This is a genomic window from Nitratireductor sp. GCM10026969 (genome assembly GCF_042660605.1).
GTDB lineage: Bacteria > Pseudomonadota > Alphaproteobacteria > Rhizobiales > Rhizobiaceae > Chelativorans.
Genome location: NZ_JBHSUM010000121.1, coordinates 1 through 12,608, shown reverse-complemented (window position 1 = coordinate 12,608; position 12,608 = coordinate 1). Strand labels below are relative to the sequence as shown.

The 12,608-nt window shown below is 65.6% G+C and carries 7 protein-coding genes and 1 pseudogene; 5 read left to right on the top strand and 3 right to left on the bottom strand.

The window, feature by feature from the left end; all coding sequences use genetic code 11:
- A pseudogene (locus ACFP9U_RS19045) lies at window positions 1-242 on the top strand (hypothetical protein); the annotation flags it as partial.
- A 308-nt stretch (window positions 243-550) separates the two neighbouring features.
- Here the strand turns inward: ACFP9U_RS19045 and ACFP9U_RS19040 are convergent.
- The gene (locus ACFP9U_RS19040; protein WP_378623881.1) at window positions 551-3,058 is read right to left on the bottom strand and encodes an ATP-dependent helicase; all 2,508 of its coding nucleotides are present in this window, start codon (window positions 3,056-3,058) and stop codon (window positions 551-553) included.
- A gap of 231 nt (window positions 3,059-3,289) precedes the next feature.
- Here ACFP9U_RS19040 and ACFP9U_RS19035 point away from each other — a divergent pair, with 231 nt between their 5' ends.
- Window positions 3,290-4,165, top strand: coding sequence for a dienelactone hydrolase family protein (locus ACFP9U_RS19035; protein WP_378623879.1), 876 nt, complete (start codon window positions 3,290-3,292; stop codon window positions 4,163-4,165).
- Between the two features lie 202 nt (window positions 4,166-4,367).
- On the opposite strand, the gene ACFP9U_RS19030 is transcribed toward ACFP9U_RS19035, so the two are convergent.
- Window positions 4,368-4,565: a hypothetical protein gene (locus ACFP9U_RS19030; protein ID WP_378623877.1), complete on the bottom strand. Its 198-nt coding sequence runs from the start codon at window positions 4,563-4,565 to the stop codon at window positions 4,368-4,370.
- Between the two features lie 328 nt (window positions 4,566-4,893).
- Here ACFP9U_RS19030 and ACFP9U_RS19025 point away from each other — a divergent pair, with 328 nt between their 5' ends.
- Window positions 4,894-6,732, top strand: coding sequence for a chloride channel protein (locus ACFP9U_RS19025; protein ID WP_378623876.1), 1,839 nt, complete (start codon window positions 4,894-4,896; stop codon window positions 6,730-6,732).
- A gap of 225 nt (window positions 6,733-6,957) precedes the next feature.
- Here ACFP9U_RS19025 and ACFP9U_RS19020 read toward each other — a convergent pair whose 3' ends face one another.
- Entirely contained in the window at window positions 6,958-7,443 is a 486-nt protein-coding gene (locus tag ACFP9U_RS19020) for a thioesterase family protein (RefSeq protein WP_378623874.1), read from the bottom strand.
- 135 nt (window positions 7,444-7,578) lie between these two features.
- On the opposite strand from ACFP9U_RS19020, the gene ACFP9U_RS19015 reads away from it, so the two are divergent.
- Window positions 7,579-9,000, top strand: coding sequence for an FAD-binding oxidoreductase (locus ACFP9U_RS19015; protein ID WP_378623873.1), 1,422 nt, complete (start codon window positions 7,579-7,581; stop codon window positions 8,998-9,000).
- Between the two features lie 181 nt (window positions 9,001-9,181).
- Window positions 9,182-12,608, top strand: a 3,427-nt coding sequence (locus ACFP9U_RS19010; RefSeq protein WP_378623871.1) for an AsmA-like C-terminal region-containing protein, incomplete at its 3' end; no start/stop codon positions are given.

Below are 12,608 nucleotides of genomic sequence, written 5' to 3'. Positions count from 1 at the left end.
CGCCGCGCACGCGCAGCGCCGCGCCAAGCGCGAGCGGCGCCGTTGCAGCTCTCTCCAAGCTGGTCCATGGTAATTTTTTCAATCAGAAAAGAACGATCGGCGACGTCGTCAAGAAATGCGAGGATGAAACGGGCGTTCGATACAAATCGAACGCTTTTTCCGGCCCGTTGTCGCGCTATGCAAGCAAGGGTGATCTAAAGCGCGAGAAAAACGAGGAAGGAAAATACGTTTACTTCAAGTAATCCGTAATGCCCGTGGTCGATCCGGATCGATTGCGGGCATTGCTGACGGCGGCTCGTGCCAGTTAGACGCACGAAGGTTCCTTGATCTGACCGCCTGGCGGGCGGCATCATTCCGGCATGGCCTCGGGTCACGCCCGGGGATGATGATGGCGGGATGTTGTCCGCTGATAGCCGATGTTGAGAGTTGCGGCGACATCTCCTCGGGTTTGACCCGAGGGTCCGTGCCGGAACTTCGATAGGCCGCCATCGGCCATTACGACCGTCGGCAGGTCCGCAATACCGTTCCGATCTTCGGGCGGTGTGTTGAGCTAAACCCGCTCGACGAAGCTTTCCAGCACGCGTTTCTGCCCTGCCTTGTCGAAGTCGATCGTGAGTTTGTTGCCATCGATCGAGGCAATGTTGCCGTTGCCGAACTTCAGGTGGAAAACACGGTCGCCCACCTTGAAGGCGGAGGGGCTGTCGGAAACGGATTTGGCGACGAGCTCGCCCTCGATGGTCCGGTCCTTCACCGAGCCACGGCCGGCGCCATAGCCCGAATCGGTTTCGCCGTAGCCGATGCGCTCGACCTGGTGGCCGGAGCGCGTGCCCCAGTTGCGTGCGGTGGCATCGGTGCGGTTCCTCTGCGCGCGCTGCCAGCCGGGCGTTGAATAGGGACTGGAAAACACTTCCGCCGGCTCGTCGAAGCGTGAGGGGCCGTAGGGGTTGGGCCGGCCCGGCTGCCGGCCGTAGCCGCCATAGGCAGAGCCATCCTCGGCCACGTCCACATGCGCCTCGGGAAGCTCGTCGAGGAAACGCGAGGGGAGGGTGGACTGCCAGAGCCCGTGGATGCGGCGGTTCGAGGTGAACCACAGATGCAGGTTCTTCTTGGCCCGTGTCAGGCCGACATAGGCCAGCCGCCGCTCCTCCTCCAGCCCCGAGCGCCCGCCCTCGTCGAGCGCGCGCTGGTGGGGAAACAGGCCTTCCTCCCAGCCGGGCAGGAACACCGTCTCGAACTCCAGCCCCTTGGCCGAGTGCAGCGTCATGATGCTGACGGCATCAAGTTCCTCGTCGCGCTCGGCGTCCATCACCAGCGCCACGTGTTCCAGGAAGCCGCGCAGGCTTTCATATTCCTCCATGGAGCGGATGAGCTCCTTGAGGTTTTCCAGCCGGCCCGCCGCCTCCGCCGAGCGGTCGTTCTTCCACATCTCGGTGTAGCCGGACTCTTCCAGGATCGTTTCGGCCAGCTCCGTATGCGGGGTGCGCTCCAGCATGCCCTGCCAGCGCTCGAAGCTTTCCACCAGATTGCGCAGCGAGGCGCGCGGCTTCGGCTTCATCTCCTCCGTGCCGGCGAGATCGCGCGCGGCCTGCAGGAGGGGCACGCCGCGCATGCGTGCGACATCGTGGATCTGGCGCACCGCCGCTTCGCCCAAGCCGCGCTTGGGTACGTTGACGATGCGCTCGAAGGCGAGGTCATCGGCGCTCTGCGCTACGACGCGGAAATAGGCGAGCGCGTCGCGGATCTCCATCCGCTCGTAGAAGCGCGGGCCGCCGATGACGCGGTAGTTCAAACCGAGGGTCACGAAACGGTCCTCGAACTCGCGCATCTGGAAGGAGGCGCGCACGAGGATGGCCATGTCGTTCAGCGCGTGGCCCTTGGCCTGGGCCGCCTCGATCTCTTCGCCGACGGCGCGCGCCTCTTCCTCCGAATCCCAGGCGGCGTGAACCTTGACCTTGGGATCGTCGGGGTCGGCGATATCCGTGAACAGCGTCTTGCCGAGCCGGCCTTCATTGTGGGCGATAAGGTGGGAGGCGGCGCCGAGAATATGTGCCGTCGAGCGATAGTTGCGCTCCAGCCGGACGACGGTGGCGCCGGGGAAGTCCTTTTCGAAACGCAGGATGTTGTCCACCTCGGCACCGCGCCAGCCATAGATCGACTGGTCGTCGTCGCCGACGCAACAGATGTTGACTTTGTTTTCGCTCACGGCCGTATCGCGCTTCGCGCCGGGGTTCTGTGCAAGCAGTCGCAGCCACATGTATTGGGCCGTGTTCGTATCCTGGTACTCGTCCACCAGGATGTATCTGAACTTGGCGTGGTACTCCCTCAGCACGTCCGGGTTCTCCCGGAAGATGCGGATGGGGAGCATGAGCAGGTCCCCGAAATCGACGGCGTTGAGCGTCTTCAGGCGCTCCTGATAGGCGCGGTAAAGCTCGCGGCCCTTGCCGTTGGCGAAAGCGCGCGCGTCGCCTTCCTGAATATCGGACGGGCCCAGGCCCTTGTTCTTCCAGCCGTCGATCATCTGCGCGAACTGGCGGGCCGGCCAGCGCTTGTCGTCCAGCCCCTCGGCCTGGATGAGCTGCTTTAAAAGCCGGATCTGGTCGTCCGTGTCGAGAATGGTGAAGGAGGATTTCAGGCCGGCAAGCTCGGCATGGCGGCGCAGGAGCTTCACGCCGATCGAATGGAAGGTGCCGAGCCACGGCATGCCTTCGATCGCTTCGCCGACAAGGACGCCGATGCGCGTCTTCATCTCGCGCGCCGCCTTGTTGGTGAAAGTGACGGCGAGGATCTGCGAGGGGTAGGCGCGTCCGGTGGCGAGGATGTGGGCGATGCGTGTGGTCAGGACGCGCGTCTTGCCGGTCCCGGCGCCGGCCAGCACCAGCACCGGCCCCTCGGTGGTCTCCACCGCAAGGCGCTGCTCGGGATTGAGTCCTTCCAGGTATCGCGGCGCATGGCTCTGCCGTGCCGCCATCGCACGCGCGGCAATGCCGCCGGCACGCGGGGCGGGACTGGGCGCTTCTTCATCGCCGAAGAACGGCAGATCGTCGGGAGAACCTGACATCGGGCATCGCATATGGTGATTCGGGCCATCAAGGCCAAGCGTTTTCCTTTTGTACCGGTTCAACGTGGCGCGGCCAAGGCGGAGCCGCAACGAAGTCGAACCTTCCACGGCCGGACGACATCACGGAGCAGTGAACAGCCGTGAATGGACCCGCTGTTGCATGCCAATATCCTTGCCTGGGGCGCAACGATCCGAACAACAGGCGAATGCAGCAACAGTGGGAGAGTGGGCATGACCCGTCCAACCATCACCCAGGCGATGATCGACGCCTATGACGAATACACGCATCTGACCCTCGACCGGCGCGGCTTCATGGAGAAGCTGACGCGGCTCGCCGGCTCCAGCGCAGCGGCGGCGGCGATTGCGCCCATGCTGGCGGCCAGTTCCGCCCGCGCGGCGATCGTGGCCGAGGACGATGAACGGCTGGAGACCGAAGACATCACCTATCCCGGCGGCGAGGGCGAGATGCGGGGCTATATCGCGCGGCCGGCGGACCGGGAGGGAGAATTGCCGGCGGTCATCGTCATCCACGAGAACCGCGGGCTCAATCCGCATATCCGCGACGTCGCGCGCCGCATGGCGCTGGAGGGCTTCGTGGCGCTGGCGCCCGATTTCCTGTCGCCGCTCGGCGGCACGCCGGACGACGAAGACCAGGCGCGGCAGATGTTCGGCGAGCTCGACCGGGAACAGACGGTGGCAAACGGCGTGGCGACGATCGCCTTTCTGGAAGAGCACGAGGATGCAAACGGCAATGTGGGCGCGGTCGGCTTCTGCTGGGGCGGCGGCATGGTGAACCGCCTTGCCGTCGGCGCGCCCTCGCTCGACGCCGCCGTCGCCTATTACGGGGCACAGCCGGAAGCCGAGCAGGTGGAGAGCATCGAGGCGCCCCTGCTTCTCCACTATGCGGGGCTCGACGAGCGCATCAATGCCGGGATCGAGGATTACCGCAACGCGCTGGAGGCGGTCGGCAAGGACTACACGATCCACATGTATGAAGGGGTGAACCACGCCTTCAACAACGACACCTCCGAGGCACGCTACGACGAGGAGGCGGCGACGCTCGCCTGGGAGCGCACGGTGGCGTTTTTCAAGGAGCATCTCGCCTAGAGGTTCTCGAGCGGCGAGTTCCGCGAGGCGGCGAGGGCCCCGTCACTTGCAAATTCTAAGGACCTGGCTTTGCCAAGCCCAAGAATTTGCTTTCTCCCCCGCCCCTTTCGACAAGCTCAGGAGGGGGAGAAAGAGGCCGCGCCGGCCTTGCGGCAAGTCAATAGGCGTTGTCGATTGGTGATGGCGCTTGTGCCCGGGCCCGTTATGCGCAGCCCCGAGCCTGTTGCGCCCGCCGCAGAATGGCGCGGGCAAAAACCAGGTCGATGGGAATGGGGTCGCGCTGGCTTTCGATCTCGTGAAGCTCGTCGTTCACCGCCTTGAGCGCGCGCCAGACCTCATAATCGCTGACGCTGCGATCATGGGCAATCCGCTCCGACATGCGCTTTACGTCGACCTTCACCACCAACCTCCGTTACCGCTCTTAGAAATCGGCGGCAGGCGAATCGTTCCTTGACGAGGAAAATTCTGAAGCCTGGGGCGCCGTCTGCAAGGAAGCCCCGTGCGCTAAGCTGTGCAAAAGGTTGCATGGTTAATGGAAGGTTACCGCGGTTGGTCCGTTGCCGTCCCGGAACCGTTCATGGCCGTCGAGCCTCGGTAACCGGGTAATTTTGCCGCCCCTGCGCCGTTGCGCAGGGCAAAGCGGTTGCGTTGCCGCTGCAGGAGTCCCATAAAACGGGCACATCCAGCCGAGCCTTTCCTGTCAACATCATTTGAGCAAAGAACAGCTTATGTCGTCCCGAGCCATCATCGTCCCCAAGGGAAAAGAGGGGGAGACGAGTGGCGGCGGATCGCGACAGGCCGAGGAGGACGTTCAGCCTCCGGAACGCGAATTGTCGCTGCCGGTCCTGTCGCTGCTGGCGGTCGTCGTCGGTCTCGTCGCTGCCGCCGGCGCCATCGTTTTCAAGTATCTGATCGCCGTCATATACAATTTTTCGTTCTATCAGACCTTTTCCGTCCACTACGATCCGACCGCTTTCGGCGGCGCCAGTCCGCTCGGAGCGTTCGTCATCTTCGTGCCGGTGATCGGCGGGCTCATCGTCGTCTTCCTGGTGCGCTCCTTCGCACCGGAGGCGAAGGGGCACGGCGTGCCGGAAGTCATGTATGCGATCTACCATAACGCCGGGAACGTGCGCGGCGTGGTGGCGGTGGTCAAATCATTGGCCTCCGCACTCTCCATCGGCACCGGCGCCTCGGTCGGCCGCGAGGGGCCGATCATCCAGATCGGCTCCTCCTTCGGATCCACCTTCGCGCGCCTTTTGGGCCTCGTCCGTCCGCAGAAGATCACGCTCCTGTCGGCGGGGGCGGGGGCCGGGATTGCCGCGACCTTCAACACGCCGCTTGGCGGGGTGCTGTTTGCCAGCGAGGTCCTGCTGCCGGAAATTTCGCCGCGCAGCTTCCTGCCGGTGGTCATCGCGACGGCGACCGCGACCTATGCGTATCGCCTGATCATGGGCGGTGAAACGGCGTTCATGGTGCATGCCCTGGGCAGCATCCAGGAATCGCCGGTCAACCTGCACGAAATCCTCTTTGCCGCAGTGACCGGCGTGGTGATGGGGGTTGCAGCCTATGTGTTCGTCAAGCTGCTCGCCTATGTCGAGGACCGGTTCGAAGAAAGCCACGTCAATCCGTATCTCCAGAACGCGCTCGGCATGTTCGCCGTCGGCCTCATGGGATACGGCTTCTTCCTGGCGAGCGGGCACTATCACGTCATCAGCGTGGGATATTCGACCATACAGGACATCCTGGTCGGCGGCACGACGGGCATCCTGCTTCTGCTGGCGCTCTTCGTCGGCAAGCTTCTCGCGACCACGATCAGCCTGGGCGCGGGGGCCTCTGGCGGGATCTTCTCGCCTTGCCTGTTCATGGGATGCACGCTGGGGGCTGCGATCGGCGCGGTCGGTGCTGCGCTCTTTCCGCATGCCGAGATCTCCGTGCCCACATTCGCCATGATCGGCATGGGGGCGATGGTCGGCGGCGCCACCAGCGCGGTGATGACGGCGATCGTCATGATCTTCGAGATGACGCGCGACTACAACATCATCCTGCCGCTGGTGCTTGCGGTAGCCCTGTCGATCGGCATCCGGCGCTCGCTCGTCGCCAACGACATCTACACGATCAAGCTGCGCAATCGCGGCCGGCCGATCCCCACCAACCGCACCACGAACATGTTCCTGGTGCAGCCCGTCACCGAGATCATGAGCAAGAACTTCGTCGTGCTGCCGGGAGACATGACGGTGGCGCAGGCGCTGAAGGAAATCGACGTCGAGGCGGGCAAGGTGATCGTCACCGACGGCCAGCGGATCTCCGGATTCATCCGCATGGGCACGCTGCGCACCGACATGGAGAAGCTTGCCGGCGAGCGGCTCGACGAAATCTCGTCCAACGCCTTCATCATTGCCGCCGAGCGCAGCAACCTGAACGACGTGATCACCCGCATGAGCCGGCGCCAGCGTTCCTATGCGATCGTGATCAGGGGCAATCGCGGTGTCCCGCGGCCGGAGGAAATCGTCGGCGTCATCGACCGCGAGGAGGTCGCACAGTCGGTGATCCGCAATCATTACGGCTGAGGGCGTGTTGAGACGCAGGGGGTGATGAAACCCCCTCTCTTGCAAATTCTAAGACTTGGCATTTGCCAAGCCTAAGAATTTGCTTTCTCCCCCGTCGAGGGGGAGATATCGCCGGCGTCGTCCTTCCTGCCAATTGGCCGGCGCTGGAGACTGGCAGGAGCGGTCGTGCAGAGGCCTTCCGGCCTCTGATCGCTAAAGGAAAGCGGCCGCGCGCGGCGCACGGGCTCAGCTGCGCCGGCGGATGCCGATGGAGCGGCCGGCACGTTCCGGGCGCGGCAGATGGGCGTGCGCGGCCCACACCTTTTCCACCCGCTCCATGACGTCGGGCGGGAAGGGGGCGACCTTCGGGCCGGCCATATCCACGTGGAGGGCAATGCTCTCGCACGTCGCGGCAAGCCAGCCGTCGGAATGGTAGAGCCCCTGGAATGCGTGCAGGCGCTTCTCGTCGTGGTCGAGAAGCTGCCAGGAGGCGGTGACGCGGTCGCCGAGATGCAGTTCGCGCACGTAGCAGACGTGGATTTCGGCGGTATAGGTGGTCAGCCGGCGCGTGCGCGCGTATTCCGGGCCCAGTCCCAGCTTGACCCACAGTTCGTCGGTGGCGCGATCGAAAAGCACATTGTAATAGGCCATGTTCAGATGACCGTTATAGTCGATCCAGTCCTTTTCGATCTCGTAGGCGCTGGACATGTGCGGTGCGGCAACCGGCTCCATCGTTCTTCCTCATGTTCGGCGCAATCGGCACCACTGGACAGGCGGCGACGATCTGCTGGAGAGTCGGGGCGGGATTGAAACGGAAAGCACCTTCCACCACAAGGGCGGAGGGCTGACAGGCGGAGGAAAGAAGACATGGGTCCAGCGGCGAATGCTGACATTGCGCGCGACGAAGGCGGTATTTCGGCGGCCCTGGCGCAATTGTCCGCGCGTTTCGGCGAGCGGCTTCAGACGGGCATGGCCCTGCGCGAGCAGCACGGGCACACCACCACCTACATTCCCACCCAGGCGCCGGATGCGGTGTTCTTTCCCGAAAGCGTGGAGGAGGTGCAGGAGGCGGTGAAGATCTGCGCCGAACACCGGATGCCGGTCATCCCCTTCGGCGTCGGCTCCTCGCTCGAAGGCCACGTCAACGCGCCGGCAGGGGGGCTATCGATCGACATGGCGCGCATGAACCGGGTGCTATCGGTCAATCAGGAGGATCTCGACTGCACGGTCGAGGCCGGCATCACGCGCGAGGAGCTGAACCACTATCTGCGCGACACCGGCCTTTTCTTCCCCATCGACCCGGGCGCCAATGCCAGCCTGGGCGGCATGGCGGCCACCCGCGCCTCGGGCACCAACGCCGTGCGCTACGGGACGATGCGGGAGAACGTCCTGTCGGTGACGGCGGTCATGCCCGACGGCCAGGTGGTCACGACGGCGCGGCGGGCGCGCAAGTCCTCGGCCGGATACGACCTGACGCGGCTGCTCATCGGCTCGGAGGGGACGCTGGGAGTGATCTGTTCGCTTACCGTGCGCCTGCACGGCATCCCGCAGGCGATCTCGGGCGGCGTCTGCCCGTTTCCGAGCGTGGAGGCGGCCTGCCAGGCGGTGATCATGACGATCCAGATGGGCATTCCGATCGCCCGCATGGAACTCGTCAACGCCCTCGGCATGCGCGCCATCAACGAATACTCGAAGCTCGACTACCCGGAAAGCCCGTGCCTTTTCCTCGAATTCCACGGCACTGATGCCGGCGTCGCCGAGCAGGCGGAGCTTTTCGGCGAGATCGCGGCGGAGTTTTCCGGCGGTCCCTTCGTGTGGACGCGCGCGGCGGAGGAGCGCCAGAAGCTGTGGAAGGCCAGGCACGACTTCTACTGGGCCGGTTTCGTCCTGCGGCCGGGCACCAAGGCGCTGGCGACGGATGTCTGCGTGCCCATCTCCAGGCTCGCGGAATGCATCGTGGAAACGGAAGCTGATATCGCCGAGACCGGCCTCGTGGCGCCAATTGTCGGCCATGTCGGCGACGGCAACTTCCACGTCTCCGTGCTGATGGACATGGAGGACGGGGACGAGATCGCCCGTGCCGAGGCCTTCGTGGGGCGTCTCAACCGGCGGGCGCTTTCCATGGAGGGAACCTGCACGGGCGAACACGGCATCGGCCAGGGCAAGATGCGCTATCTGGAAGAGGAGCACGGGGCGGCGGGCGTCGACATGATGCGCACCATCAAGCGCGCGCTCGATCCCCTGGGAATCATGAATCCGGGAAAAATTCTGGACATGACTGGCAAATAGCGCGGCGCGCGGCCACTTTAAGGCCACCGGGCGGGGTTACATGAAGACGCGTTCGTGCTGTTGCGTCCTTGCCGGCGCCCGGTACGCTGCGGGCAGCGCCCGTAGCGGATTCGCAATGACTGCCTCGCGGAAAGGGAGGTGAAAGCTGGCACGGCTCTTCGTCATTCTCGGTGGTCTGGTGGTGCTGGCGCTGACGGCGGCGCTGGTGGCACCCTATTTCATCGACTGGACGAACTATCGCGACGATTTCGAGCGCGAAGCCGGGCGTGTGCTTGGCCGCGAGGTGCGGGTGGAGGGCACGGCGCGGGCACGCATCCTGCCCTTTCCGTCCGTCACCTTCACCGATGTGGTGGTGGCCGGCGAGGAACCCGGCGAGATCCTCATGACCGTGGACGAGTTTTCCATGGATGCGGAGCTGGCCCCGTTCCTGAGCGGCGAGCTTCTGATCTTCGACATGCGGCTGGTGCGTCCGAGCGCCACCCTGGAGATCGGCCCGGAAGGGCGCATCGACTGGGCCATGCGGCCGTCCTCGCCCTTCGATCCGCGGCAGGTGACGCTGGAGCACGTCTCCGTGAGCGACGGCACGCTGACCATTCAGCAGCGGGCGAGCGGGCGGACCGTCACCTTGAACGATATCGAGACCACGCTTTCGGCCCGTACGCTTGCCGGGCCCTGGCGCGTGCAGGGCACGCTCGCCGTCGACGGTTTGCCGGTGGCGCTGTCCGCCTCCACCGGCGCGGTGAGCGAGGACGGCACGATGCGTGTGCGGGTGTCGGCGGAGCCGCGTGACTATCCGCTGGCACTTGAGACCGACGGGCACGCCCGTTTGCAGCAAGGGGAAGGGCTCTATGCCGGCACGTTCCGGCTGCGCACGGTCGAACCGGAATCACAGGCGCAGACGGCGCAGGCCGAGCCCGAGCGCGAACGTCCCGGCAATCGCCTTTCCGGGCGCTTCGCGCTCGATCACCAGCGGCTGAACCTCGAGGAGTTCCGTTTCGAAACGGGACCGGAGGAGGACCCCTATACGGCCGAGGGCAAAGCGCTGATCGATCTCGGGGCGGAGCCGTCCTTTTCGATCATGGCCGACGGCGCGCAGATCCGCTTTGGCGACAGCGATCCCGCCGGCGGCGCCATGTCGGGGCTTTCGGCGGACGAGCGGTTGGCGGCGCTCACCGGATTCATCACCGATCTGCCGAAGCCCGGCATTCCGGGAACCGTCGCCGTCAACCTGCCGGCCATCGTCGCCGGAGACACGACGATCCGCGACATCCATATCCGTGCCGAGCCGGCAGAGCAGGGCTGGAACATCGAGCAGATCGCCGCCACGCTTCCCGGCCGGACCCGCTTCGAGGGGGCGGGCCTGCTCGCCACCGGCGAGGCGCTGGCCTTCGACGGCAACATCGTGCTGGCGGTCGGGCAACCCTCGGGCTTTGCCGCCTGGCTGGCGCGCGATGTCGACGCGGCGATCCGGCGCCTGCCGGCGGCAGGGTTCAGCGCCGACGTGGCGCTGACCGAAGAACGGCAGCAGTTCGACAATCTGGAACTGATCCTGGGCGAGGCGCGATTTCGCGGCGCCATCGACCGGCGCAGCCCCGCCGATGCCCGTCCCATGCTTTCCTTCTCGCTCGAAGGGGATCGGCTCGATATCAACGAGATGCATGCCTTCGCCTCGCTCTTCATCGATGAAGAGGGACGGAACCGGCTTGCCGACCATGACGTCGACCTGGAGATCGCTGCCGGGCCCGTCTCGGCGGAAGGCTTGAGCGCCGAGCGGCTCGACGCCGCCCTGCGCCTGCGTGACGATACGCTGGAGATCGATCGGCTCACCATCGGCGGACTGGCGGAGGCGAGCATCAGCGCCACGGGCAGGATCGAGGGACTGGAGGAGGATCCCACCGGCCAGGTCGACGCGACCGTCGTCGCAGTGGATCTGGCTCCGCTCGTCAGTCTGCTCGCTGAACGCTTCGGTGAGAATCGCCTGCTCGGGTTGTTGAACCGCAATGCCGCGAACTTTCCGGGTCTCCTTGAGGATGCGGAGGTCGATATCGTCGCCAGCGCGGCGGACAATGGCGACGATTCGGCGGGCCTCGCCGTCAGTGCGAGGGGGCACGCCGGCGGCACGAACTTCAGCCTCTCCGTCTCCGGCAATGGTACGCTCTCGCAGATGGCGGAGGCGCGCTTCATCGCCGAGTTGACGGCGCAGAACGACAGTGCCTCCCCGCTCTACGGGCTTTTCGGCCTGCCGGCCCTGCCTTTGGACCTCGCCGGCGATGCCCAGGCGGAGCTGACCGCGGCCGGCACATTGTCGGAGGGCATGGAAACGCAATTGCGCTTTTCGGGTGAGGGGCTCACCGCGCGTTTCAGCGGCGAGGCGGCCCTGCCGGAGGAGGGCTTCTCCATGGCCGGGCGGGCGGAGATCGATTCCGAGGACCTGGAGCCCTGGCTCGCAACGGCCGGCATCTCGCTGCCGGGCTTCGGATACGGTCTGCCGGCGGCACTTTCCGCCGATGTCCGCTACGCGGAGGGCGTTGCCCGGTTCGGCGGTCTTTCCGGCGAGGTGGTCGGCCATGTCGTCAACGGCGATCTCGACGCGCAGATCAGAGACGGCAGGCCGCATTTTTCCGGAGAGCTGCAGTTGGGCGGCCTTGATCTCGGCCTTGCGGCGGAGATGGTGCTGGGGAGCGAAGCCCTGCAAACGGGCGATGGTCCCTGGCCCGAAACGCCCTTTGCCGGCGGTGTTTCCGCGCCTTTTTCGGCGGATGTGGCGCTTGCCGCCGACCGCCTGTGGCTCGGCAACCTCGCCACCGCGGAGGCGGCGGCGTTGCATCTTCGCCTGGACGGAGAGGGCCTTGCCGTTTCCGACCTGTCGGCGCGTTGGGCCGGGGGGCGGATCAGCGGCATGGCGGAGTTGCGCAACAACGCCGGCACAGGCCTCTTCAATGCGCAACTGACTCTCGATGACACGTCGTTGCCGGCGCTCCTGCCCTTTACCGGCATTGCCGGACGCGGCGACCTCAGCGCCAACCTGACCTCCAGCGGAAAGAGCATGAACGGCATGATGGCGTCGCTTTCCGGATCCGGTTCGGCGGCGCTCGAGGGGCTCGAGATCGCCGGCGTCGATCCGCAGGCGCTGGCGCCGATCCTGGAGCGAGCCGACGAGATCGGCACCAAGATCGATGCCGACCAGGTTGCCGCGTTCGCGCCGGAGAGGGTGCTGTCCGGCCGTTTCGCGGCAGGCGCGACGGAGTTTGCCTTCACCGTCGCCAACGGCGTGGCGCGCACCCCGCCGGTCCAACTCGAAACCGAGGGGGCGCAGATGAGCGTGGAGGCGGCGGCGGATTTTGCCGCGCGCACCGTGTCGGTTACGGGCGGCGTCACCTATGAGGCGGGTGTCGAGGCTGTCGCCGGGGCCGAGCCGCTGGTGCGCTTCGCCGTCCACGGACTGCCCGGCGCGACGGACCTGCAGCTCGATGTCGAACCCCTGGCGCAGTATCTGACGCAGCGGGCGCTCGAGCGCGAGCAGGCGCGCGTAGAGCACATGCAGGCGCTCCTGCTCGAGAAGCAGCGCCTGCGCCGTGAAGTGCGCTATTTCGAGGCGCAGGAGGCCG